The organism is Proteus sp. fly-1008 (assembly GCF_040140305.1).
Taxonomy (GTDB): domain Bacteria; phylum Pseudomonadota; class Gammaproteobacteria; order Enterobacterales; family Enterobacteriaceae; genus Proteus; species Proteus vulgaris_B.
This window is the reverse complement of the sequence record NZ_JBEEWH010000007.1, coordinates 42,664-66,520: the sequence shown is the minus strand read 5'-3', so window position 1 is coordinate 66,520 and position 23,857 is coordinate 42,664. Positions and strand designations below refer to the sequence as shown.

The 23,857-nt window shown below is 41.2% G+C and carries 23 protein-coding genes and 2 tRNA genes; 4 read left to right on the top strand and 21 right to left on the bottom strand.

Going from position 1 to position 23,857, the window contains the following annotated elements:
• Positions 1-73: 73 nt before the first annotated feature.
• The 14 genes from pnp to rlmE all read right to left on the bottom strand — a co-directional run bounded on the left by pnp (position 74) and on the right by rlmE (position 15,149).
• A complete protein-coding gene (gene pnp, locus ABN256_RS12805) occupies positions 74-2,203 on the bottom strand; it encodes a polyribonucleotide nucleotidyltransferase (RefSeq protein WP_196554272.1) in 2,130 nt (709 codons plus the stop codon).
• Between the two features lie 254 nt (positions 2,204-2,457).
• Positions 2,458-2,727, bottom strand: coding sequence for a 30S ribosomal protein S15 (gene rpsO, locus ABN256_RS12800; protein WP_023583571.1), 270 nt, complete (start codon positions 2,725-2,727; stop codon positions 2,458-2,460).
• A 124-nt stretch (positions 2,728-2,851) separates the two neighbouring features.
• Positions 2,852-3,805 carry a tRNA pseudouridine(55) synthase TruB gene (truB, locus tag ABN256_RS12795; protein WP_349439526.1) on the bottom strand — a complete coding sequence of 318 codons (954 nt, stop codon included), beginning with the start codon at positions 3,803-3,805 and terminating at the stop codon, positions 2,852-2,854.
• On the bottom strand, positions 3,805-4,206 hold the full coding sequence (gene rbfA / locus ABN256_RS12790; RefSeq protein ID WP_072069566.1) for a 30S ribosome-binding factor RbfA: 402 nt from the start codon (positions 4,204-4,206) through the stop codon (positions 3,805-3,807). The genes truB and rbfA overlap by 1 nt, the downstream gene beginning before the upstream one ends.
• Positions 4,207-4,508: 302 nt before the next feature.
• On the bottom strand, positions 4,509-7,265 hold the full coding sequence (gene infB, locus ABN256_RS12785; protein ID WP_072069567.1) for a translation initiation factor IF-2: 2,757 nt from the start codon (positions 7,263-7,265) through the stop codon (positions 4,509-4,511).
• Positions 7,266-7,287: 22 nt separating this feature from the next.
• Positions 7,288-8,796, bottom strand: a complete 1,509-nt coding sequence (gene nusA / locus ABN256_RS12780; protein WP_006535691.1) for a transcription termination factor NusA — start codon at positions 8,794-8,796, stop codon at positions 7,288-7,290.
• A gap of 20 nt (positions 8,797-8,816) precedes the next feature.
• Complete coding sequence (gene rimP / locus ABN256_RS12775) at positions 8,817-9,269, bottom strand: ribosome maturation factor RimP (protein ID WP_196554270.1); 453 nt, start codon at positions 9,267-9,269, stop codon at positions 8,817-8,819.
• Between the two features lie 201 nt (positions 9,270-9,470).
• Positions 9,471-9,547, bottom strand: a tRNA-Met gene (locus tag ABN256_RS12770).
• A 60-nt stretch (positions 9,548-9,607) separates the two neighbouring features.
• Positions 9,608-9,697 (bottom strand) — tRNA-Leu (locus ABN256_RS12765).
• A gap of 59 nt (positions 9,698-9,756) precedes the next feature.
• Positions 9,757-10,101 carry a preprotein translocase subunit SecG gene (gene secG, locus ABN256_RS12760; protein WP_036914692.1) on the bottom strand — a complete coding sequence of 115 codons (345 nt, stop codon included), beginning with the start codon at positions 10,099-10,101 and terminating at the stop codon, positions 9,757-9,759.
• A 165-nt stretch (positions 10,102-10,266) separates the two neighbouring features.
• Positions 10,267-11,604, bottom strand: a complete 1,338-nt coding sequence (glmM, locus tag ABN256_RS12755; protein WP_109408500.1) for a phosphoglucosamine mutase — start codon at positions 11,602-11,604, stop codon at positions 10,267-10,269.
• The gene (folP, locus tag ABN256_RS12750; RefSeq protein ID WP_196554269.1) at positions 11,601-12,443 is read right to left on the bottom strand and encodes a dihydropteroate synthase; all 843 of its coding nucleotides are present in this window, start codon (positions 12,441-12,443) and stop codon (positions 11,601-11,603) included. The genes glmM and folP overlap by 4 nt, the downstream gene beginning before the upstream one ends.
• Before the next feature lie 82 nt (positions 12,444-12,525).
• Positions 12,526-14,472 carry an ATP-dependent zinc metalloprotease FtsH gene (gene ftsH / locus ABN256_RS12745; RefSeq protein WP_072069571.1) on the bottom strand — a complete coding sequence of 649 codons (1,947 nt, stop codon included), beginning with the start codon at positions 14,470-14,472 and terminating at the stop codon, positions 12,526-12,528.
• Positions 14,473-14,519: 47 nt separating this feature from the next.
• Positions 14,520-15,149, bottom strand: coding sequence for a 23S rRNA (uridine(2552)-2'-O)-methyltransferase RlmE (rlmE, locus tag ABN256_RS12740; protein WP_036939360.1), 630 nt, complete (start codon positions 15,147-15,149; stop codon positions 14,520-14,522).
• A 145-nt stretch (positions 15,150-15,294) separates the two neighbouring features.
• Here rlmE and yhbY point away from each other — a divergent pair, with 145 nt between their 5' ends.
• Positions 15,295-15,588 carry a ribosome assembly RNA-binding protein YhbY gene (gene yhbY, locus ABN256_RS12735; protein WP_036914752.1) on the top strand — a complete coding sequence of 98 codons (294 nt, stop codon included), beginning with the start codon at positions 15,295-15,297 and terminating at the stop codon, positions 15,586-15,588.
• 121 nt (positions 15,589-15,709) lie between these two features.
• Here the strand turns inward: yhbY and greA are convergent, their stop codons facing one another.
• The gene (greA, locus tag ABN256_RS12730; RefSeq protein ID WP_072069572.1) at positions 15,710-16,186 is read right to left on the bottom strand and encodes a transcription elongation factor GreA; all 477 of its coding nucleotides are present in this window, start codon (positions 16,184-16,186) and stop codon (positions 15,710-15,712) included.
• Positions 16,187-16,594: 408 nt separating this feature from the next.
• Here greA and dacB point away from each other — a divergent pair, with 408 nt between their 5' ends.
• Positions 16,595-18,037 (top strand): serine-type D-Ala-D-Ala carboxypeptidase, encoded by a 1,443-nt coding sequence (dacB, locus tag ABN256_RS12725; RefSeq protein WP_196554268.1) that lies wholly within the window; start codon positions 16,595-16,597, stop codon positions 18,035-18,037.
• 74 nt (positions 18,038-18,111) lie between these two features.
• Here the strand turns inward: dacB and cgtA are convergent, their stop codons facing one another.
• From cgtA to rplU, 3 genes are all read right to left on the bottom strand, one after another.
• A complete protein-coding gene (gene cgtA, locus ABN256_RS12720; RefSeq protein WP_109408496.1) occupies positions 18,112-19,284 on the bottom strand; it encodes an Obg family GTPase CgtA in 1,173 nt (390 codons plus the stop codon).
• 130 nt (positions 19,285-19,414) lie between these two features.
• Positions 19,415-19,672: a 50S ribosomal protein L27 gene (rpmA, locus tag ABN256_RS12715; protein ID WP_006535706.1), complete on the bottom strand. Its 258-nt coding sequence runs from the start codon at positions 19,670-19,672 to the stop codon at positions 19,415-19,417.
• Positions 19,673-19,691: 19 nt separating this feature from the next.
• Positions 19,692-20,000, bottom strand: coding sequence for a 50S ribosomal protein L21 (gene rplU / locus ABN256_RS12710; protein ID WP_036939370.1), 309 nt, complete (start codon positions 19,998-20,000; stop codon positions 19,692-19,694).
• Between the two features lie 263 nt (positions 20,001-20,263).
• On the opposite strand from rplU, the gene ispB reads away from it, so the two are divergent.
• Positions 20,264-21,235: an octaprenyl diphosphate synthase gene (gene ispB, locus ABN256_RS12705; protein ID WP_072069575.1), complete on the top strand. Its 972-nt coding sequence runs from the start codon at positions 20,264-20,266 to the stop codon at positions 21,233-21,235.
• 49 nt (positions 21,236-21,284) lie between these two features.
• On the opposite strand, the gene ABN256_RS12700 is transcribed toward ispB, so the two are convergent.
• Together ABN256_RS12700 and ABN256_RS12695 are read right to left on the bottom strand one after the other, a co-directional pair.
• The gene (locus ABN256_RS12700) at positions 21,285-21,701 is read right to left on the bottom strand and encodes a DNA-binding protein (RefSeq protein WP_036939375.1); all 417 of its coding nucleotides are present in this window, start codon (positions 21,699-21,701) and stop codon (positions 21,285-21,287) included.
• An 82-nt stretch (positions 21,702-21,783) separates the two neighbouring features.
• A complete protein-coding gene (locus tag ABN256_RS12695; protein WP_072069576.1) occupies positions 21,784-22,134 on the bottom strand; it encodes a DNA-binding protein in 351 nt (116 codons plus the stop codon).
• Between the two features lie 186 nt (positions 22,135-22,320).
• Between ABN256_RS12695 and ABN256_RS12690 the strand changes: the two genes are divergently transcribed.
• On the top strand, positions 22,321-22,587 hold the full coding sequence (locus tag ABN256_RS12690) for a helix-turn-helix domain-containing protein (RefSeq protein WP_072069577.1): 267 nt from the start codon (positions 22,321-22,323) through the stop codon (positions 22,585-22,587).
• 113 nt (positions 22,588-22,700) lie between these two features.
• Here the strand turns inward: ABN256_RS12690 and mdh are convergent, their stop codons facing one another.
• Positions 22,701-23,639: a malate dehydrogenase gene (mdh, locus tag ABN256_RS12685; protein ID WP_072069578.1), complete on the bottom strand. Its 939-nt coding sequence runs from the start codon at positions 23,637-23,639 to the stop codon at positions 22,701-22,703.
• Positions 23,640-23,857: the final 218 nt, after the last annotated feature.

Here is a 23,857-nt window from a genome sequence, read left to right as displayed (position 1 = left end):
CTGGACGTCCTACTTGTCAATCATAATAAGTCTCTACCGATACCTATGTCTAGATATCGGTAGTAGAATATCATTAATTCGCAGAATCTTCAGAAGAAGTTTCTGTTGCTTCCTGCTGATTAGCTTGAGCTTCTTTCATGCTTAAGCGAATACGGCCTTGGCGGTCAATTTCCAGCACTTTAACTGGAACTTCTTGGCCCATTTCCAAGTAATCACTCACTTTCTCAACACGTTTATCTGCAATTTGAGAAATATGAACCAGGCCTTCTTTACCGCCACCGATAGCAACAAACGCACCGAAATCTACGATACGAGTTACTTTACCGTTATAGATACGGCCCACTTCAACTTCAGCTGTGATTTCTTCGATACGAGCAATTGCCATTTTAGCTTGCTCATTGCTTGTTGCCGCAATCTTCACAGTACCATCATCTTCAATTTCGATAGTTGTGCCCGTTTCTTCCGTTAATGCACGGATAACTGAACCGCCTTTACCGATAACATCTTTGATTTTGTCTGAATTAATTTTGATAGTATGAATACGTGGTGCGAATTCAGAAATATCAGCACGAGGTTGGCTAATAGCATCTTCCATAACACTTAAAATATGTAGACGTGCGCTTTTCGCTTGGTTTAACGCAACTTGCATAATTTCACGTGTGATACCTTCGATTTTGATATCCATTTGTAATGCGCTGACACCGTTACGACTACCCGCAACTTTAAAGTCCATATCGCCTAAATGGTCTTCATCACCCAGAATATCGGAAAGAACAACAAAGTTGTCGCCTTCTTTTACCAAGCCCATTGCAATACCAGCAACAGATTCTTTAATTGGCACCCCCGCATCCATCAGTGCTAAAGAAGCACCACATACAGACGCCATTGAAGATGAACCATTTGATTCAGTGATTTCAGAAACCACGCGAACAGTATATGGGAATTCTTCAATAGTAGGCATTACTGCTAATACACCACGTTTTGCTAAGCGGCCGTGGCCAATTTCGCGACGTTTTGGTGAGCCCATCATACCTGTTTCACCAACAGAGTATGGAGGAAAGTTATAATGCAGTAAGAAGGTATCAGTACGCTCGCCCATGATATCATCAATAGTTTGAGCATCACGCGCAGTACCTAATGTCGCAGTTACTAAAGCCTGTGTTTCACCACGCGTAAACAGCGCTGAACCGTGAGTACGTGGTAATAAACCTGTGCGAATATCTAATGCACGTACCATATCTTTTTCACGACCATCGATACGAGGTTCACCTGCTAATACACGGGCACGAACAATGTTTTTCTCTAAGCTAGAGAATAGATCGTTGATTTCACCTTCATCTAAGGTTTCATCTTCAGCTAATAACGTTGCAACAACTTCATCGCGAATTGCTTCGATTTGTTCATAACGTTCTTGTTTTTCAGTAATACGGTAAGCATCACCGATGCGCGCTTGCGCTAATTCTGCAATGCGATCATGTAAAGTTTGGTTAACGGCCTCTGGTGCCCAATCCCATTTTTCTTTACCGACTTCTGCAACTAATGCATTGATATTTTCAATCACAACTTGTTGTTGATCATGGCCAAATACCACTGCACCTAACATTTCTTCTTCTGATAATAAATCAGCTTCTGATTCTACCATCAGCACTGCACCCGCAGTACCTGCAACCACCAAGTCTAATTTACTTACTTTTAGTTCATCAACGGTCGGGTTAAGAACATATTGACCATCGATGAAACCAACACGAGCACCACCGATAGGACCATTAAATGGAACACCTGACAGAGCTAATACAGCAGAAGCACCAATCATTGCAACAATATCTGGGTTAACTTGTGGATTAACAGAAACAACAGTAGCAACGATTTGGATTTCGTTTAAGAAACCTTCTGGGAATAATGGACGTAGAGGACGGTCAATTAAACGTGCAATTAATGTTTCGCCTTCACCTGGACGACCTTCACGACGGAAGAAACTACCAGGAATACGACCAGCAGCGTATGAACGCTCTTGGTAGTTCACTGTTAATGGGAAGAAATCTTGACCCGCTTTAACTTTTTTCTTTGCAACAACGGTAACAAAAACAGCAGTGCCGTCCATGTCAACCATAACAGCAGCTGTTGCTTGACGAGCCATCATACCCGTTTCGATTGAAACCGTATGTTGACCGTATTGAAATTTACGAACTGTAGGATTCAGCAAAATAATATCCTTTATCTTATTGTCGCCAGATGTTTAGCGACGATGAATGATCTTTTCTCCGCTACGTCCCCTCGCGACTAATGAAAATCTTTATTTACTACCTAGCAATAAAAACTTTCATTAGCCGCGCGAATTGTCGTAACTAGAGAGACTAAATAACAATCACCACATTAAAACATAACGACTAATATTAAAAATAGCACTTTCTAGTAGAAAAGGGGCCAACAGGCCCCTTTCCACTGAAACTCGCTTGATTAGCGACGCAGACCTAAACGTTCAATCAGTGCAGAGTAACGAGCAACATCTTTACGTTTCAGGTAGTCCAGCAGATTACGACGGCTGGAAACTTTACGTAGCAGACCACGACGGCTGTGGTGATCTTTTTTGTGCTCTGAAAAGTGACCTTGCAGGTGGTTGATTTCTGCAGTCAGCAGTGCAATCTGAACTTCGCTTGAGCCAGTATCGTTAGCATCACGACCAAATTCAGCAACGATTTGTGCTTTCGCTTCAGTACTTAGAGACATAATAAACTCCAATTTAATTAAAATTTTTAGGGTAGCCAATCTCTAATTCAGCTACCCAACTCAGCCACCTAAACAGATAGCCGCATTATTCTACGCTTCAAACACTTTTAGCGCAAGATTGCTATTAAGTGTTATCTTGTGCGCTATAGTCTACAACGACTCTTTTCGGAGCAACTAGGCCATCTTTAATGATAGCAAGACCAATGAATTTTTTTTCATCACCTTCAGTTACTCTCACCCATTCGCCTTCATTGATATCATGATTAACGCGAACAGGCTGTCCCAGCTTGAGATAACCCGCAATAATCGTGGTTAAATTCACGACAGGGAAATGGGCAACAGCGGTATCCATAGGCAATAACAGTGCATCAAGTGCTGTGAAAGGATCTTCTTGTGCAGTTTGTGCATTTTCTATCATCGCTCTTAATTGCTCTAACGTTACCATTCGCTCTTTAGGATAATCTGCAACTTCTAATCGCCGTAAGAAAATAACGTGGGCACCACATTGTAATTTCTCACCGAGATCATCAATGATAGTCCGGATATACGTTCCTTTAGAACAATGAATTTCTAGTTCTAATTCGTCACCTTCCCAGCGAATAAACTGAAGTTCATAAACGGTAATCGGTCTTGCTTCTCGTTCAACTTCTATGCCTTGTCTTGCATATTCATAAAGCGGTTTACCTTGATGCTTTAAAGCAGAGTACATTGAAGGAACCTGCAATGTTTCACCACGAAAGCTCTCTAAGGCATCGTCTAAAGCTTGTTGCGTAAATTGCACTGGGCGCTCTTGGATAACTTCACCATGCGCATCAGAAGTATCTGTTCGTTGGCCTAAGCGGGCAATAACACGATAACGCTTATCCGAATCCAATAGAAACTGTGAAAACTTCGTTGCTTCACCTAAACAAATAGGTAGCATACCTGTTGCTAAAGGATCCAATGCCCCCGTATGTCCTGCCTTACTGGCATTAAACATACGGCGGACTTTTTGGAGTGCGTCGTTAGAGGAAATATCTTGGGGTTTATCGAGTAGCAATACGCCGTTAATCTCACGCCCCTTACGACGACGCCCCATTATTCTTCCTCTTTATGACGACGCTCTTCGTCGTTTTTAACGACATTAGAAACTAAGTTAGACATGCGCATACCTTCAACTAATGAGTTGTCATAAGCAAATGTCAGTTCTGGCACAATACGTAAACGCATTGCTTTACCTAATAATGAACGAATAAAACCTGCCGCTTCATTCAAGGCAGTTAAGCCATCATCAACCATCTCTTCTTCGCTTTTTTCACCACCAGATAAGTTCAAGAAGGTGACAAACACTTTGGCATAAGCCAAATCGCGAGAAATTTCAACGCCAGATACAGTGGCCATTCCAATACGTGGATCTTTCACTTCACGCTGTAGAATGATGGCGATTTCTTTTTGCATTTCCTGAGAAACACGCTGACTACGGCTAAAATCTCTTGCCATTTTATCTCTCCCGGACAATAGGGTATTGCCCTGATTGTCACTATTAATTCAGATCTAAAATCAATGATATCTAAAGAGTATACATGAAGTGGTATTTAACAACCGCTTTCTCTGATTTCTTTCTTTAGAAATAAAATGTTTCTTTGTTGCTATTTTACCCTGTTATCCCACTTTCATAAATTACTGAAAGCCAATCTATTTCGGTTATGTTGAAAAATGAAGAGGAAAATAAAAGAGAATACAGCAAAGAAGGGAATAAGAAGGGAGCCGTTAAGCTCCCTTTTAAAACAAGACGTACTAGATTAATCAATAGAACGTTTGATTTCGATAACTTGGAATACTTCAATCATGTCGCCAACACGAACATCATTGTAGTTTTTCACACCGATACCACATTCCATGCCGTTACGCACTTCGTTGACATCATCTTTAAAGCGACGTAATGACTCAAGTTCGCCTTCGTAGATAACCACGTTATCACGTAGAACACGAATTGGGTTATTACGTTTGATGTTACCTTCAACCACCATACAGCCCGCAATTGCGCCGAATTTTGGTGATTTAAACACATCACGGACTTCTGCAAGACCCATGATTTCTTGTTTATATTCAGGAGCCAACATACCGCTCATTGCCAGTTTGATTTCGTCAATCAGGCTATAAATAACGGAGTAGTAACGTAAATCAACACTTTCTTGTTCAATGATACGGCGAGCAGATGCATCTGCACGAACGTTGAAACCAAGAATAATTGCGTTAGAAGCAGCCGCTAATGTTGCGTCAGTTTCGGTGATACCACCTACGCCAGAACCGATAATTTTCAGTTTAACTTCGTTAGTAGACAGTTTAACTAATGCATCAGTAATCGCTTCACAAGTACCTTGAACGTCTGTTTTCAGAACGATGTTCAGTTCAGAGGTTTTACCTTCTTCCATGTTAGCAAACATGTTTTCCAGTTTAGATTTCTGCTGACGAGCCAGTTTAACATCGCGGAATTTACCTTGACGATATAATGCAACTTCACGCGCTTTCTTCTCATCACGAACAACCGTTGCTTCGTCACCTGCAGAAGGAACGTTAGACAGACCTAAAATCTCAACTGGCATTGATGGGCCAGCAGATTGAACGTCTTGGCCTAATTCGTTACGCATTGCACGAATACGACCGTATTCGAAACCACAAAGAACGATATCGCCTTTATTCAGTGTACCTTCACGAACAAGGATAGTTGCCACAGGGCCACGGCCTTTATCGAGATAAGATTCGATAACAACACCGCTTGCCATACCTTCTTTAACTGCTTTCAGTTCAAGAACTTCAGCTTGTAAAAGAATCGCATCTAGCAATTCGTCAATACCTAAACCTTGTTTTGCAGATACATGCATAAACTGAGTTTCACCGCCCCACTCTTCTGGCAGGATGCCATATTGAGACAGTTCAGTTTTCACGCGATCAGGATCAGCTTCGTGTTTATCGATTTTGTTCACAGCAACAACAACAGGTACGTTTGCAGCTTTTGCGTGTTGAATAGCTTCGATTGTCTGAGGCATTACACCATCGTCAGCCGCAACAACCAGAACAACGATATCCGTTACCTGAGCACCACGAGCACGCATTGATGTAAACGCGGCGTGGCCTGGAGTATCCAGGAAGGTGATTTCACCTTTATCTGTTTTAACGTGATAAGCACCGATATGCTGGGTGATACCACCCGCTTCGCCTGATGCAACTTTTGTTGAACGAATGTAGTCCAGTAATGATGTTTTACCATGGTCAACGTGACCCATGATAGTCACAACTGGCGCACGAGATACGGCACTTTCTTCGCCAGTATCACGATCACTCATGACTTGTTCTTCTAACTCGTTTTCACGACGTAAGATAACTTTGTGGCCCATTTCTTCAGCAACAAGCTGTGCAGTTTCTTGGTCTAAAACCTGGTTAATGGTTGCCATAGCACCCATTTTCATCATGGTTTTGATAACTTCAGACCCTTTTACTGCCATTTTGTTAGCAAGTTCAGCAACAGAAATAGTCTCACCGATAATAACATCACGGTTTACAACAGCGGCTGGCTTATTGAAGCCTTGTTGTAATGAGCTACCTTTACGTTTACCTTTCTTGTTAGTACGGCCAGCAGCACGTGCTTCTTCACGATCTGCTTTTTCAGAATGGCGGTTGTTTTTCTTAGGACGAGGAGCCTTAGCATTGCGACCACGACCACGGCCACCTTCAACTTCAGCATCACTTTCATCTTCTGCATCACGAGCATAACGTGATGTTGTTACATGATAGTCTGAGCCTTCAGTTTCTGGTGCTTTAGGTTCAGCAGTCCATTTTTCAGCATTCTCTTCAGCTAAAAGACGTGCTTTTTCTGCTGCAACTCGTGCTTCTTCTTCCGCTTTACGGCGCTGTGCTTCTTCCGTTTTACGCTTCAGTTCAGCCTGTTCAGCATTGCGACGTGCTTTTTCCTGATCTGCTGCTTTATCAGCTTTTGGTTTATCGTTTTGTTTCACTTTATCTTTTTCCGCTGCTTCGCGCTTAGCTAATTCCGCTGCTTCACGTTTTGCTTCTTCAGCTTCACGTTTCGCTTTTTCTTCGGCGTCTTTCTTTGCCTTTTCAGCTTCACGTTTTGCTTTTTCTTCAGCTTCGCGCTGTGCTTTCTCTTGTGCTTCGCGCTGGGCTTTTTCTTCGGCTTCGCGATGCGCCTTTTCTTCCGCTTCACGCTGGGCTTGCTCATCCGCTTGCGCTTTTTCAACGGCGTCACGGTTCACATAAGTGCGTTTTTTGCGGACTTCGATGGCTACTGATTTACTTTTGCCACCTGTACCAGGAACACTTAACGTACTACGCACTTTACGTTGTAACGTTAACTTTTCTGGTTGGTTGGTTGATACGTCTTTATCACGATTCAACCAAGCCAGTAAGGTTTCTTTCTCTTTTTGGGAGACAGAATCAGAGACGGTCTTCTTAATACCGGCATCAGCAAACTGCTGTACCAAACGTTCAACCGGTGTCTGAATCTCTTCTGCCAGTGATTTTACTGTTTCATCTGTCATTCTGTTCCTTCCTGCTCAGTTGTTACGCATCATTCCCAAACCAGCAGATATTACGTGCGGCCATAATGAGTTCGCCTGCGCGCTCACTATTTAAACCTTCAATATCAGTTAGGTCGTCGATACCCTGTTCGGCAAGATCTTCCAGTGTGCAGATACCACGGGCAGCTAGATCAAATGCTAAAGAGCGCTCCAAGCCTTCGAGAGCTAATAAGTCCTCGGCTGGCTGGTTATCGCCTAGGCTTTCTTTTTGAGCCAATTCAATCGTTGTTAGTGCTGCTTTTGCTCTTTCACGTAGAGCTTCAACGGTGTCTTCATCTAATCCGTCAATAGCCAGCAGTTCACTGATTGGCACATAAACTAACTCTTCAAGGGTAGAGAAACCTTCTTCAACTAAAACAGTTGCGAAGTCTTCATCAATGTCGAGATGCTTAGTAAATATTTCAATGGCTGCGTTTGCTTCTGCCTGATGTTTCGCATTCAGTTCATCAGCAGTCATGACGTTTAATTCCCACTTGTCATCACCACGATGTTTTTTCAGTAACTGAGCTGCCAGACGTACGTTTTGACCATTACGGCCAATAGCCTGAGCAAGGTTACTGCTTTCAACTGCAACATCCATTGTACATTTGTCTTCATCGACAACAATAGAAGCAACATCTGCCGGAGCCATTGCATTAATCACGAATTGTGCAGGATTATCATCCCATAAAACAATATCAATTCGCTCGCCGCCCAGTTCACTGGAAACGGCTTGTACACGTGCGCCACGCATACCAACACAAGCACCCACTGGGTCAATACGCTTGTCGTTAGTTTTTACTGCGATTTTGGCACGAGAACCTGGATCACGCGCTGCAGCTTTAATTTCAATGATTTCTTCGCCAATTTCTGGCACTTCAATGCGGAAAAGTTCAACCAGCATTTCAGGGCGAGAACGCGTCACGAAAAGTTGTGCACCACGAGTTTCTGTACGTACATCGTATAATACACCGCGTAAACGGTCGCCTGGACGGAAGTTTTCACGCGGCAACATATCTTCGCGTAAAATAACAGCTTCTGCGTTATTTCCTAAGTCTAAGGTGATGTTTTCACGGTTTACTTTCTTCACAACACCCGTGATAATTTCGCCTAATTGTTCGCGGAATTGATCAACAACCATCGCTCTTTCAGCTTCACGTACTTTTTGTACGATAACTTGTTTTGCAGTTTGTGTTGTTATACGGTCGAAAGTAACTGATTCAATCTGATCTTCAATATAACCACCTAGTTCGATACTAGGATCTTCATATTGAGCAGCTTCAAGTGTAATTTCACGAGTAGGCTGAGTCACTTCATCTACAGCGACCCAACGACGGAATGTATCAAAGTCGCCGGTTTTACGGTCGATACATACGCGAACATCAATTTCTTGCTCGTATTTTTTCTTAGTTGCTGTCGCTAGTGCGGTTTCCAGTGCTTCAAAAATCTTTTCACGAGGAAGAGATTTTTCGTTAGAGACCGCTTCCACAACAGCCAGAATCTCTTTGTTCATCCTAGTTGCCTCTTCAAAACTTAAAAGTGGGGTACCAGGTTAGCTTTCTGGATGTTGCTCAGTGCGAACACTTCGTCTTTACCATCCACAGTAACCGTGATCATTTCGCCAGCGACAGACTTAATAATGCCCTGCCATTTACGGCGGTTTTGCATTGCAATTCGTAATACGATAGCGGCTTCTTCACCGATAAATTGCTCATAATGCATTGCAGTGAATAAAGGTCGTTCTAAACCAGGAGAAGAAATCTCAAGGTTATAAACTGTTTGAATTGGATCTTCAACATCCAGTACAGCACTGACCTGGTGGCTAACATCAGCACAATCATCAACAGTGATACCGTCTTCACTATCAATATAGATGCGCAATGTTGATTCTCGGCCACGAATAAACTCAAGACCGACAAATTCAAAGCCTAATGCTTCTACTGGTGCTGAAATCATCGCTGTTAATTTTTGCTCTAATGTGGACAAACCCACCCCCAAGGCATAAAAAAAGGGCCTATAGCCCAGTATTCTATTCTCTGATAACAAAAAACCCCGAAATTCGGGGCTTTATGCAACTGGACCCTGTAACTTGCCATTCGAGAATAACCTCTTCTTACAGCACATTCCACTCAGGATCATAATCGGTTCAAAAGATGATTAATGAGAAAAGTGCTGTATTATTAGAAGTGGTTGCGGGGGCCGGATTTGAACCGACGACCTTCGGGTTATGAGCCCGACGAGCTACCAAGCTGCTCCACCCCGCGTTCGAAAAACGTGGCAAATTTTACGCTGATAACAAGCAAAACGCAAGCTATCTGGAATAATGGTGCCGAGAACGGGACTTGAACCCGTACGCCCGTTTTATAGGCACTACCACCTCAAGGTAGCGTGTATACCAATTTCACCACCTCGGCACTTTAATGAGACTGTTATTGCGTAAATATTAACAATCTCATTTAAATATTTACTTAGTTTACTGCGGAATATCTGTATTTGCTGGCGCTACAGGCGCTGCTAATTGCTCAGCTTTTTTAGCTTCTTCTGTAGTCTGCTCGATAGACATCCATTTGCTGTCTTCACGCACAGTTTTATTGGCACTTAGATTACCTAAAATAAGGGCAAGTACAATAAAAGCTGTCGCTAAAACAGCGGTCATACGGGTCATGAAATTAGCTGAACCGCTTGAACCAAATACTGTACCGGAAGCACCTGCACCAAAAGAAGCGCCCATATCAGCACCTTTACCCTGCTGTAACAGGATCAAACCAACTAGCCCTGTTGCTACAATGATAAGAATAACAATGAGTGCCGTATACATTTGCGTTACCTTTTCTATGGAACTTATCGTATTAACGATAACCTTCGATTGCTTCACCCGCTTTAGTTCAAGACCTTACTAAGCGGGTGTGAATACTAACCAAAGCTGAACTGACAAGCAAGGTTATTTTGCGACAAAGTGATTGATTGAAGAAAAAATCATCAATTAGCCTACGTGCTTCACAGCGTCGGCAATACGATTAGCCATCGCTGTAACTTGTTCTTCATTTTCGCCTTCAACCATCACTCGAATTAAAGGCTCTGTGCCTGATTTACGTAACAGTACACGTCCTTTACCTGCAAGTTCTTCTTCAACCGCTTTAGCGACTTTCTGAACTTCAGGTGTTTGTAATGGATCATGACTTCCAGTGAAGCGAACATTCACTAAAATTTGAGGTAATAGTTTCATGCCACTGCATAAATCATGCAAACTCATATGGTTACGAACCATTGCACTTAAAACTTGTAAGCCTGCAACAATACCGTCACCCGTTGTTGTTTTATCCAATAAAATAATATGACCTGAGTTTTCAGCACCTAAACGCCAACCTTTTTCTTGTAATTTTTCAAGCACATAGCGGTCACCCACTTTAGCTCGTACAAAAGGAATACCTAGTTGTTTAAGTGCAATTTCCAATCCCATATTACTCATCAGTGTACCAACGGCACCACCACGTAATTGGCCTTGGCGCAACGCTTCTCTTGCAATAATATAGAGAATCTGGTCACCATCAACTTTTAAGCCTTGATGGTCAACCATAATAATACGGTCACCATCACCATCGAATGCTAAACCAACGTCTGCACCTTCTTCAAGTACACGTTGTTGCAACATACGAACATCGGTTGCACCGCATTCAGCATTAATATTAATACCTGTTGGTTCACAACCAATCGTAATAACTTCTGCGCCTAATTCACGAAATACATTAGGTGCAATGTGGTATGTTGCACCATGTGCGCAATCAACAACCACTTTTAAGCCATTTAGGTTATTTTCGTTAGGGAATGTGCCTTTACAAAATTCAATATAACGACCTGCCGCATCCACGATACGATTTGCTCGACCCAACTCTGCTGATTCAACACAAGTAATTGGCTTTTCCATTTCGGCTTCAATAGCTTCTTCTACTTCATCTGGTAATTTTGTGCCATCAATAGAGAAGAATTTGATCCCATTATCGTAATAAGGGTTATGAGAAGCTGAAATCACAATCCCTGCTTCAGCACGAAATGTACGTGTTAAATAAGCAACCGCAGGTGTTGGCATTGGCCCCGTAAATGAAGCTGATAATCCTGCTGCGGCTAAACCTGCTTCTAATGCAGACTCCAGCATATAGCCTGAAATTCGAGTGTCTTTACCAATAATGATTTTACGAGAGCCATGACGTGCTAATACTTTGCCCGCAGCCCAACCCAGTTTTAATACAAAATCAGGTGTAATTGGACTATCACCTACTTTTCCACGGATACCATCTGTTCCAAAGTATTTACGTTCGCTCATTCATTATTTTCCTTTGCAGAAAGAGTCGATTGTACGACTTTCATCGCATCAACTGTCTCTTTAACATCGTGTACACGAATAATTTGTGCGCCTTGCATTGCCGCAATAACAGCACAGGCCACGCTACCAGCAACACGCTCTTGTGGTGGCACATTCAATAGTTGTCCAACCATTGATTTGCGTGACATCCCAGCAAGTATAGGTAGACCAAAGTGATGAAGTTCACTTAAGTGTGCTAATAATTGGTAATTATGCGCTAAATTCTTACCAAAGCCGAACCCTGGATCAAGAATAATTTGATTTTTTTCAATACCAGCATCAACACAACGTTGAATATTTTCTCGTAAAAAACAATCCACATCTATCATCACATTCTCATAATGTGGTGATTGTTGCATAGTTTTAGGGTCGCCTTGCATATGCATAATACACACAGGTAAACCCGTTTTAGCTGCGGCTTCAAGCGCTCCGGGTTCTTGTAAAGAGCGAATATCATTGATAATTGAAGCCCCTACATTTGCCGATTCAGTAATCACTTGAGCTTTGGATGTATCAACAGAAATCCAAACATCAAAACGCTGACGAATTGCTTCAACAACAGGAACAACACGCTGTAACTCTTCATCTATAGAGACATCATTTGCACCAGGTCTTGTCGATTCACCACCTATATCGATGATAGAAGCCCCTTCAGCAATTAATTTTGCTGCGTGGTTAACCGCATCATTAAGTGAATTATGAGTGCCACCATCAGAGAAAGAATCCGGAGTGACATTCAAAATCCCCATAACTTGAGGTGTTGATAAATTAAGTTCTCTTCCTCTAGCAATTAATTTCATTTCATTGATACCTTCATAAAAAAACCCCAGAAACCTGGGGTTTGTATTTATAGCTTACTCAATATGTATAACCCAATGAGGATTAGTGAGTATTTTTATCAGAAGGCGTATCACTTTCTGACTCAGGCTTATCTTTTGGCTCACTTGCCACATGCGTTTGTGTCGGCTGGGCTGTAGTTGTTGCATTACTATTGCCATTATTGCCTTCCCAACCAGCAGGTGGGCGAACATCACGACGATTCATCAAATCATCAATTTGAGGCGCATCGATAGTTTCATAAGTCATCAGTGCATCTTTCATTGAATGAAGAATATCAAGATTATCCATTAAGATCTGACGAGCACGAACGTAGTTACGATCAACAATAGCTTTAATTTCTTCATCAATAGTACGAGCAGTTTCATCAGACATATGCTGCGCTTTCGCAACAGAACGACCTAAGAATACTTCACCGTCTTCTTCTGCGTACAGTAATGGCCCTAATTTTTCAGAGAAGCCCCACTGTGTCACCATGTTACGTGCAATATTTGTTGCTACTTTAATGTCGTTAGATGCGCCTGTAGAAACATGTTCAACACCATAAATGATTTCTTCTGCTAAGCGTCCACCATACAGTGTTGAAATTTGGCTTTCTAATTTCTGACGGCTAGCACTGATTTGATCACCCTCAGGTAAAAAGAAAGTCACACCTAAGGCACGTCCGCGAGGAATAATCGTCACTTTATGTACAGGATCATGTTCTGGTACTAAACGTCCAATAATCGCATGACCGGCTTCATGATAAGCTGTTGATGCTTTTTGTTCTTCCGTCATCACCATAGAACGACGTTCAGCACCCATCATTATCTTATCTTTTGCTTTCTCAAACTCGACCATTGAAACAACACGTTTATTACCACGAGCAGCAAATAAAGCAGCCTCATTAACTAAGTTAGCTAAGTCTGCACCAGAGAAACCTGGTGTACCGCGTGCTAAAATTGCAGGATCAACATCTGGCGATAAAGGTACGCGACGCATATGGACTTTAAGAATTTGTTCACGTCCACGAACATCAGGTAACCCTACAACCACTTGACGGTCAAAACGGCCAGGACGGAGTAACGCAGGGTCTAAAACGTCAGGGCGGTTAGTTGCCGCAATAACGATAATCCCTTCATTTCCTTCAAACCCATCCATTTCAACAAGCATTTGGTTCAGTGTTTGCTCACGTTCATCATGACCACCACCTAAACCAGCACCACGCTGACGCCCTACGGCATCTATTTCATCGATAAAGATAATACAAGGCGCGGTTTTTTTAGCTTGTTCGAACATGTCACGAACACGTGAAGCACCAACACCCACAAACATTTCAACGAAATCAGAACCTGAAATGGTGAAGAATGGAACTTTTGCCTCGCCTGCAATGGCTTTCGCTAATAACGTTTTACCTGTACCAGGAGGCCCCACCATCAGAATACCTTTAGGGATTTTACCTCCTAATTTCTGGAAGCGACCTGGATCACGTAAATATTCAACTAATTCGCTTACTTCTTCTTTTGCTTCATCACAACCAGCAACATCAGCAAAGGTTGTTTTGATTTGGTCTTCCGTCAACATGCGAGCCTTGCTTTTACCGAAAGACATCGCACCTTTACCGCCACCACCTTGCATTTGGCGCATAAAGAAAATCCAAAGACCAATAAGTAATAGCATTGGGAACCAAGACACAAAAATTTGAGTCAGAAGGCTTTGACCTTCAAGTGGTTCACCCGTTACTTTTACATTACGGTTCATTAAAGTGGTCAGCAGGTTATCATCACGCATAGGCATATACGTGCTGTACTTTGAGTTATCTGTTTTAGTTACATTAATATCATAACCACTTATGCTGACCTCGCGTAATTGGTTATTAGTTAACTCATTGATAAAGGTAGAGTAATCCACCTTACGACTATTCGAATCGCTGGGTCCGAAGCTCTGGAATAATGACATCAAAACGACTGCAATAACTAGCCAGAGGATCAGGTTTTTCGCCATGTCACTCAAGGGATTAACCTCATATTACAACTGTGTTAACAAATAGCTTTAGGGTACTAAAGTTTACGCCCTGTGGCTACAATATATACCTCACGAGAACGAGACCGCGAAGCGTCTGGTTTACGAACTTTCACTTTCGTAAACAGGGAGCGTATTTGCCCCAGGTACTCATCAAAGCCTTCTCCCTGAAACACCTTGACAATAAAACTTCCCCCGGGAGCCAGTACATCACGACACATATCAAGTGCTAACTCTACTAAATACATGGATCGAGGAATATCGACCGCGGGTGTACCGCTCATGTTTGGAGCCATGTCAGACATGACAACCTGGACTTTATTTTCACCTACTCTATCAAGCAATGCCTTCAACACAAGTTCATCACGAAAATCGCCTTGAAGGAAATCGACTCCGACGATAGGATCCATAGGCAAAAGGTCACATGCGATGATTCGACCTTTGCTTCCTAACTGCTGTACAACATATTGAGACCACCCACCTGGGGCTGCTCCTAAATCGACAACGGTCATACCTGGTTTAAAAATATTGTCACTTTGCTGAATTTCTTCCAGTTTAAACCAAGCACGAGAGCGAAACCCTTTTTTCTTTGCTTGCTGAACATATTTATCACTAAAATGTTCTTGTAACCAGCGACTAGAGCTTGCAGAACGTTTCTTATTGGCCATTGCGTTTTCCAACTATCATACACTTAGCTATCAAAATTTTTACTCTTTCACTCATTTAACCTCGTCTTAACGACATTTTATGGTGATAAGTGAGAGATGGCGTTAGAATAGTGTGTTTTCAATCCCAACAAAGCAAAAATTAATGATGACTCTTAACAAAAAACAAATTCAACACCTGAAAGGGCTCGCTCATCACCTGAATCCAGTCGTTATGATTGGTAACAACGGGTTGACTGAAGGCGTTCTTGCAGAAATTGAACTCGCTCTGGCACACCATGAGCTTATCAAAGTCAAAATCGCAGGCGAAGATCGAGATGTTAAAAACTTGATCGTTGCAGCGATTGTACGCGAAAGCGGTGCACAGAATGTACAAGTAATCGGAAAAATTCTTGTTCTTTATCGTCCTTCAGAAGCACGCAAGATTATTTTACCGAAATAATACTTGTATTTTTATATAAAAATGCCATAAGTAACTCTATGGCAAAAAAGGCCTTTTAAGGCCTTTTTTATATTACCACAGGATAGCGGCCTAGTTTTCTATAGAAACGTAAAATTATAAATTAAATGTATTCTACGTTTAAAACTTCGTACTCAACTTGTCCACCCGGTGTTGTGATAACGACAACATCATCTAACTCTTTACCAATTAATCCACGCGCAATCGGTGAATTTACAGAGATTAAGTTAACTTTAATGTTTGCTTCATCATCACCCACGATGCGGTAGGTCTGCTCTTCTTCAGTTTCAACATTTAACAATGTCACTGTTGAACCAAAAATAATACGGCCATTGTTATTCATCTTAGTAATATCAATAACCTGAGCATTTGATAATTTTGCTTCAATTTCTTGTACTCGCCCTTCACAGAAACCTTGTTGCTCTCTTGCTGCATGGTATTCTGCGTTTTCTTTTAAGTCTCCGTGCTCACGCGCCTCTGCAATAGCCGCGATAATTTCGGGACGACGAACACTTTTTAAATATTCCAGCTCTTCGCGTAGTTTTTCCGCACCAAGAACGGTCATAGGGATCTGATTCATGTGTTAATACCTCAATACTATTCCTAATAAAAAATAGGTATCATCCTGATTTTTTATACTAACAACACAGAGAAAAGGATCTATTTACTCTTCTCAAGACAAAAAAAGACACAGGCAACCTTAAATTGGGCCTGTCTCTACATATATTCGGTGAATAAGGAAAGACGTTTATTCCCTTATTCATGCTGTTGGGAAGCAAACTTAGCCCCCATACCTAAAACTAAATCTAACACAACAGACGCATTGCTTCACGCCTTATCTCTCTTTATAAATCAATAAACAGATATTTTCTGATAATGCAGTAATCACTCGTTATATCGTTTACTTTTGCCCTCATTGCCCTTTAGTATTAGCCTCTGGCAATCAATACTGTAACGTTTGTACGCTATAGTCACGGACAGAGAAATTATGCGCTTATTATCAACATTTCGACGGATACTTTACACATTAAGTATCATCAGTTTTTCAACCCAAGCAATACCCGTTGAAAACTATACATCCCTTCTTCCTGAAGGAACACAAGTGGGTTTGATTACCCAGCCTGTGGGCGCAGCTTCTCCTAATCTCAATTATCATGCAGATCAATTAGCTCTTCCTGCCAGTACTCAAAAAGTAGTTACAGCCTTGGCTGCATTACTTCAATTAGGGGGTGATTACCAATTCACCACAACAATGGAGACGGAAGGCAAAATAAAAAATGATCAACTCAATGGAGATTTGATCTTTCGTTTCAGCGGTGATCCAACATTAACTCGCCAACAGTTAAGAGGAATGATCGCTGTATTAAAACAATCCGGCGTCACTAAAGTTCATGGCGATTTACTGATTGATACTTCTGCTTTTTCGAGTCATGACAAAGCGCCAGGTTGGGTTTGGAATGATATGACTCAATGTTTTAGTGCACCACCTAGTGCCGCAATTGTTGATAAAAACTGTTTTTCTGTCTTATTGCAAAGTGGCAATAAAGATGGCGATATTGCAACAATACGCAAAGCTTCATTTTACCCAGTTACCGTTTTAAGCGAAGTTGAAACCTATGAGAAAGGCTCAACTCGCACACGTTTTTGCGAATTAGATGTCACTGTCCGTGATTTAAATACCTATGTGATAACAGGATGTATTCCTAAACGTGACGATGCAGTGCCTTTAATGTTTTCTATTCAAGACGGTGCGCATTGGGCAGGCACAATTTTAAAAGAAGAGTTACAAAGAGCTAATATTGAACTTGATGGTTATATAAAACGCCGCTCTTACGTTAAAGCACCTGTTACTGTATTAGCACAAACACAATCTAAGCCTCTACATAATTTGCTCACTACAATGTTAAAAGAGTCTGACAATATGATTGCAGACACTGTATTTAGAACCATTGGACGTGAATATTATGGTGTTGCAGGAACGTGGCGTTCAGGCGCGGAAGCAACTCGTACGATTTTAAAACAAAAAGCAGGAATTGACTTAGGTAATACAGTAATGGTTGATGGTTCAGGCCTTTCTCGCCATAACCTCATTTCACCTGCAATAATGATGCAAGTCCTTCAATATATTGGCCAACATGACAGTGAACTCAACTTTATTACTATGCTTCCCCTCTCTGGGCATGATGGAACGTTGCAATACCGTGGTGGTTTTCATGAAGCGGGTGTCGATGGCAAAGTTTCTGCCAAAACGGGTTCTCTAAAAGGGGTCTATAATCTTGCAGGCTTTATGACGACAGCTAATGGGCAAAAAGTTGCTTTTGTTCAGTATATATCTGCATATTCACCACCAACGCAAAATCGTAATGCAGGGCGCGCCTATTTAGTACGTTTTGAAACTAATCTGTATAAAGATATGTACAATAACCGTTAAGTCTATAATATCAGATAAAAGAAAACGCCTGATTAATCAGGCGTTTTTTTATTTTATTATGATAATAATGATAATTAACGTTGGTAGATAAACTCTATACCATCATCATCTTCTTCATCCCAATCATCATCATCATCTTCTTCAAAATCAGGGTTTTCAAGCTGTTCTTTGTGGTAATCATCCCACATAAAGTCAACTTTTCCTGGCTCTGCAACTGTCGCCACTAAATCTTGCTCACGTGGTGTTACGTTCAGGAATTCCATGATATTCCAGCAAAGTTTTTTCACACCTTCTTGGTTAATGGCCGCTATCATGTAATAGTTTTCATCCCAACCCAGTGCTTCAACAATCGCTTTTGCCTTCTCTTTTGCTTCTTCGGCATCAAGAAGATCCACTTTATTGAATACTAACCAACGTGGTTTTTGTGCTAATTTTTCGCTGTATTTCTCTAATTCAGAGACAATAATTTGCGCGTTCTCAACAGGATCTGATCCATCAATAGGATCGATATCGATCAAGTGTAATAACACACGACAGCGTTCTAAGTGTTTTAAGAATTGGATCCCAAGACCTGCACCATCAGCAGCACCTTCGATTAACCCAGGAATATCAGCAACAACAAAGCTTTGATGATTATCCATACGCACCACACCTAAGCTCGGTACTAAGGTGGTAAAAGGATAATCGGCAACTTTAGGTTTTGCTGCTGATACTGCACGAATAAACGTTGATTTACCCGCATTCGGCATACCTAACATACCAACATCGGCTAATAACATTAGCTCTAAAAGAACTTCTCGAGATTCACCCGGAGTACCCATAGTACGTTGGCGTGGAGCACGGTTAACCGAAGATTTAAAGCGAGTATTACCTAAACCGTGAAAGCCGCCTTTAGCGACCATCTGTTTTTGGCCGTGAACAGTTAAGTCAGCAATAATTTCATTGGTGGCTAAATCACGGACACGTGTTCCAACAGGAACACTAATTGTAATGTCTTGACCACGCTTACCGGTACAGTCACGACTGTGACCATTTTCACCACGTTCTGCGCGATAAGATTTTGTAAAACGGTAATCAATTAGAGTGTTGAGGTTTTCGTCTGCAATCATGTAGACATCACCACCATCACCGCCATCACCACCGTCTGGTCCCCCATTAGGGATATACTTTTCGCGACGAAAGCTCACACAGCCGTTACCACCATCGCCCGCGACGATCAGGATCTTGGCCTCATCAACAAATTTCATGATTTTACTCCGTATAGTAGCCATTAACGTGCTGGATGGCCGAAATTACCCAGAGATGGCCTTTTTTAAATATAAAAAGCCCCGCAACAGACTTGCAGGGCTTTTGACTCGGTGATTAAAGGACCGGTAATTATTCAGCTTCGATGCTGATAAATTTACGGTTGTTTGGACCTTTAACTTCGAACTTAATTTTTCCGTCAGCTAATGCAAACAGGGTGTGGTCACGACCACAACCAACGTTAGTACCTGCATGGAACTTAGTACCACGTTGACGAACGATGATGCTACCTGCTAATACAGCTTCACCACCGAAACGTTTAACACCCAGACGTTTTGCTTCGGAATCACGACCGTTACGAGTCGAGCCGCCAGCCTTTTTATGTGCCATTGAACTACTCTCCTAAACCTTAAGCGATACCAGTGATTTTAACATCAGTAAACCACTGACGGTGGCCCTGTTGTTTACGGCTATGTTTACGACGACGGAACTTAACAATCTTAACTTTCTCGCCGCGACCGTGAGCAACCACTTCCGCTTTAACTTTAACGCCCGCAAGGATTGGAGCGCCAATTTGAATATCATCGCCATTAGCGACCATCATTACAGTGTCAAACTCGATTGTTTCGCCAGTAGCTACTTCAAGTTTCTCTAAACGAATAGTTTGACCTTCGCTGACTCGGTGTTGTTTACCACCACTTTGGAAAACCGCGTACATATAAACTCCGCTTTCCGCACACTCCCAATATGTATAATTTGAGTGCACAATTAAAATATTCACATAGGGCGCGAATTCTACGCAAATTTAGTGCCGATGACAAGTACAGATCGCAAACTAGCGTTAAAAAAAAGAGTTTTTTATACGATATTTATTTCAGCCATTTTTAAAGTACAATCTAAATTATAAGAGAGTAAAATCTATGGCATGATCATTTTTTATTAATAATAACGCGCTCATTGGCGAGCCAAAGTCGAAAAAACATGAATTTAGAATCTATTATAAAACTAACATCCGCTGATATGGCTGCGGTAAATGAGGCAATCCTTTACCAGCTTAATTCAGATGTTTCTTTGATAAACCAACTTGGTTACTACATCATTAGTGGTGGTGGTAAAAGGATCCGACCAATGATCGCAGTGCTCACTGGACGAGCATTGGACTATCAAGGTGACAAACATATCTCGGTCGCAGCGCTTATCGAGTTTATTCATACTGCAACGTTGTTACATGATGATGTTGTTGATGAATCTGATATGCGCAGAGGAAAACAAACGGCAAATGCTGTCTTTGGAAACGCAGCAAGTGTGCTTGTTGGTGACTTTATCTATACACGATCTTTTCAGATGATGACGGATCTTGATTCAATGCGTGTATTAAAATTAATGTCTAGCGCCACCAACGTGATCGCCGAAGGTGAAGTCTTACAATTAATGAATTGTAATGATCCTAACATTTCTGAAGATGACTATATGCAAGTTATTTACAGTAAAACAGCGCGCCTATTTGAAGCAGCTTCTCATGCGTCAGCCATCCTTTCTGGAGCAACACCTGAGCAAGAAAAAGCATTCCAAGATTATGGACGTTATCTTGGTACTGCTTTCCAGCTCATTGACGATCTGCTTGATTATGATGCTGACAACAGTCAGTTGGGTAAAAACACAGGCGATGATCTTGATGAAGGCAAACCTACGTTGCCATTACTTCATGCCATGCATAATGGTAATGAAGAAGAATCTCAATTAATTCGCCAAGCGATTGAACAAGGTAATGGTCGCCATTTATTGGATACCGTTTTAAAGACCATGAAACAAAGTGGATCTTTGGAATATACCCGCCAAAAAGCAGAAGAAGAAGCAGACAAAGCAATTGAAGCTTTATCTATCATACCTGATTCACCTTATAAAGAAGCGCTTATTGGGCTTGCTCACGTTGCTGTACAACGTCAATCGTAATCCTAATAACACTACCCCATTAATGGTATAGAAAAGCCAGCCAGAGCGACTATGTCGACTCTGGTGGGTTTTTTAATTTATTGAGCACTTCTTCATTTTCTCGCTCAATTGCATCTTGATTATCAGCATCAATATAGCTAATGAGCTTTGCTAACCCTTCTCGAAGCACAAACTTCACAATTTTTTCACGTTCTGATTTAGTTAATTGATAATACGCTTCAACCCAAATCAAAAAAGCATCCTGACGCTTTGATAAATACTCGGCGGGAGGTTCATGTGCGGCTAATACACCAATAACCTCATCAGGTAGGCTTTTCACTGAATACTCGACAGCTTTCCCCTGCACACCTCGTTTACGGCGATTTTCCCACCCTTCACGACGCGCCATCAAGTTCACTCCCTGCGGTGAGTTAGGTAACCCCGCAAGCCCCACTAATTCTTTCGCTGTATACCATTCTTTTTTCATGATCTCATCTCACATTCAACTAAGAGGTTAGTCAGATAGATATCTGTTGCGGATAACGCAATAATAGATTCTTTAAACTCGCCTAATCATTGACGAGTTTTTCTAAAAAACTTCTAATACCATCCCGCAATATCAGCTCTGTTAATGTTTTTTGTTCACCATCATTTAGTTGTTGGAATGCTTTCACCCAGATAACGAGTGGCTCCTCTTTTTTATTTAGTTTGTAATGTGCTAATGGTTCATAAAGTTCCAGAGCAATTAAAGTTTTATCTGGTAAACAAGAATAATGATATTCAACACCATTACCTTGCTTATTCTTTATCTTTTGTTTTTGCCAAAATTCACGTTTAGCTTTTGCATTTACACCTTGTGGTGATTTAGGTAATCCACCTATACCCGTCAATTCCTTTGCCGTATACCACTCTTTTTTCATTATGTTTCTCTAAAATTGTTATCAACTTCAAAAAAGAAATTATTAAGAAAAAAATCAGAAATCTTTTTAGAAAAATAATGTTATTTTATTTTCTAAATAATCAGTTTAAATGCTTTAAGACATTTCTAATAAACTGTTATTTATACCACTAACACAGCAATTAATTTTATAGAAAAAGGATTAAAAATGATTTCAAGGAAATCTGATTGGCATCCTGCCGATATTATTGCCGCACTTAGAAAACGAGGAACAACACTTGCTGCCATCTCTCGCCAAGCAGGGTTAAGCTCTTCAACACTCGCTAATGCACTGTCACGCCCTTGGCCTAAAGGAGAAAAAATCATTGCTGATTATCTTGGTGTTGCCCCTTCTGAAATTTGGCCAAGCCGTTATTTTCATCCTGAAACAGGAGAATTACTTGAACGAAAGATACGTGACAAAACTAATAATTAACTAATAATTAACTAATAATTACATGCATTATAATTAATAAAAAAAACCGCTGATACTATATCAGCGGTTTTTATTTAATTTTGCATTATTTTTATAGCAAAAAAAGTATATCTTTATTTATTAATAAATTCTTCACCAAGAATTATATCTTTTTTCAATACGTCTAACATGCCATTAAGAGATTGTTTTTCAAAATCACTTAATTTACCAATAGATAAATATTCCTCTACACCGTTTTTACCTAAAAGAATAGGTTGTGCAAAGAAACGGGCATATTCTCCGTCACCTTCTGTATAGGTACATTCAATAACATTTTTCTCGCCATTTAAAGCGCGAATTAATGAAAGACCAAAACGAGCGGCTGCTTGTCCCATTGATAATGTTGCTGATCCGCCACCAGCTTTTGCTTCTACAACTTCAGTACCTGCATTTTGGATACGTTTTGTCAGTGCTGCGACTTCATCATCTGTAAATGATACACCAGCAACTTGAGAAAGTAGCGGAAGAATAGTGACACCCGAATGCCCACCAATAACAGGAACATTGGTTTTCTGAGGATCTTGGCCTTTTAATTCAGCAACAAAAGTATTAGCACGAATGATATCAAGTGTGGTGATACCGAAAAGACGTTTTTTATCGTAAACACCCGCTTTTTTAAGCACTTCAGCAGCAATAGCAACTGTCGTATTTACAGGGTTAGTAATGATACCGATAAGTGCTTTAGGGCAATTTTGTGCTACTTTTTCAATTAAGTTACGCACAATGCCTGCGTTAACATTGAAAAGATCTGAACGATCCATACCAGGTTTACGTGCAACACCCGCAGAAATCAGAACAACATCAGCGCCTTTTAATGCAGGAGATGGATCTTCGCCGGCAAAACCTTTTACAGTCACTTGAGTTGGGATATGGCTTAAGTCAGCTGCGACACCCGGTGTGACGGGAGCGATATCATATAAAGAGAGTTCACTACCAGCTGGAAGCTGATTTTTAAGAAGAAGTGCCAGTGCCTGACCAATACCACCCGCTGCACCGAGAACTGCTACTTTCATTCTGATACTCCTTAGTTACGAGATAGTGGAACGCCTTAGAGAGACTCACTATTACGCAATACACCTTTTGAAAAACAATTATTTAACAGCAATATTGCATAATAAGGCATTTACAGTGGAAAATAATACTTGGGTTATTCTAAACAAATTGCTTATCTGTTAATGAGATAGCGGGCACTCTTTTGATAAATAATTCCAATAAATTGGGCAAAGTGTTA

Coding starts and splice junctions, on each gene's coding strand:
- rpsO (WP_023583571.1), bottom strand. CDS start 2,727: ATGTCTCTAAGTACTGAAGCGAAAGCACAAATCGTTGCTGAATTTGGT.
- truB (WP_349439526.1), bottom strand. CDS start 3,805: ATGGGGCGTCGTCGTAAGGGGCGTGAGATTAACGGCGTATTGCTACTC.
- rbfA (WP_072069566.1), bottom strand. CDS start 4,206: ATGGCAAGAGATTTTAGCCGTAGTCAGCGTGTTTCTCAGGAAATGCAA.
- infB (WP_072069567.1), bottom strand. CDS start 7,265: ATGACAGATGAAACAGTAAAATCACTGGCAGAAGAGATTCAGACACCG.
- nusA (WP_006535691.1), bottom strand. CDS start 8,796: ATGAACAAAGAGATTCTGGCTGTTGTGGAAGCGGTCTCTAACGAAAAA.
- secG (WP_036914692.1), bottom strand. CDS start 10,101: ATGTATACGGCACTCATTGTTATTCTTATCATTGTAGCAACAGGGCTA.
- glmM (WP_109408500.1), bottom strand. CDS start 11,604: ATGAGCGAACGTAAATACTTTGGAACAGATGGTATCCGTGGAAAAGTA.
- folP (WP_196554269.1), bottom strand. CDS start 12,443: ATGAAATTAATTGCTAGAGGAAGAGAACTTAATTTATCAACACCTCAA.
- rlmE (WP_036939360.1), bottom strand. CDS start 15,149: ATGGCCAATAAGAAACGTTCTGCAAGCTCTAGTCGCTGGTTACAAGAA.
- yhbY (WP_036914752.1), top strand. CDS start 15,295: ATGACTCTTAACAAAAAACAAATTCAACACCTGAAAGGGCTCGCTCAT.
- greA (WP_072069572.1), bottom strand. CDS start 16,186: ATGAATCAGATCCCTATGACCGTTCTTGGTGCGGAAAAACTACGCGAA.
- dacB (WP_196554268.1), top strand. CDS start 16,595: ATGCGCTTATTATCAACATTTCGACGGATACTTTACACATTAAGTATC.
- cgtA (WP_109408496.1), bottom strand. CDS start 19,284: ATGAAATTTGTTGATGAGGCCAAGATCCTGATCGTCGCGGGCGATGGT.
- rpmA (WP_006535706.1), bottom strand. CDS start 19,672: ATGGCACATAAAAAGGCTGGCGGCTCGACTCGTAACGGTCGTGATTCC.
- rplU (WP_036939370.1), bottom strand. CDS start 20,000: ATGTACGCGGTTTTCCAAAGTGGTGGTAAACAACACCGAGTCAGCGAA.
- ispB (WP_072069575.1), top strand. CDS start 20,264: ATGAATTTAGAATCTATTATAAAACTAACATCCGCTGATATGGCTGCG.
- ABN256_RS12700 (WP_036939375.1), bottom strand. CDS start 21,701: ATGAAAAAAGAATGGTATACAGCGAAAGAATTAGTGGGGCTTGCGGGG.
- ABN256_RS12695 (WP_072069576.1), bottom strand. CDS start 22,134: ATGAAAAAAGAGTGGTATACGGCAAAGGAATTGACGGGTATAGGTGGA.
- ABN256_RS12690 (WP_072069577.1), top strand. CDS start 22,321: ATGATTTCAAGGAAATCTGATTGGCATCCTGCCGATATTATTGCCGCA.
- mdh (WP_072069578.1), bottom strand. CDS start 23,639: ATGAAAGTAGCAGTTCTCGGTGCAGCGGGTGGTATTGGTCAGGCACTG.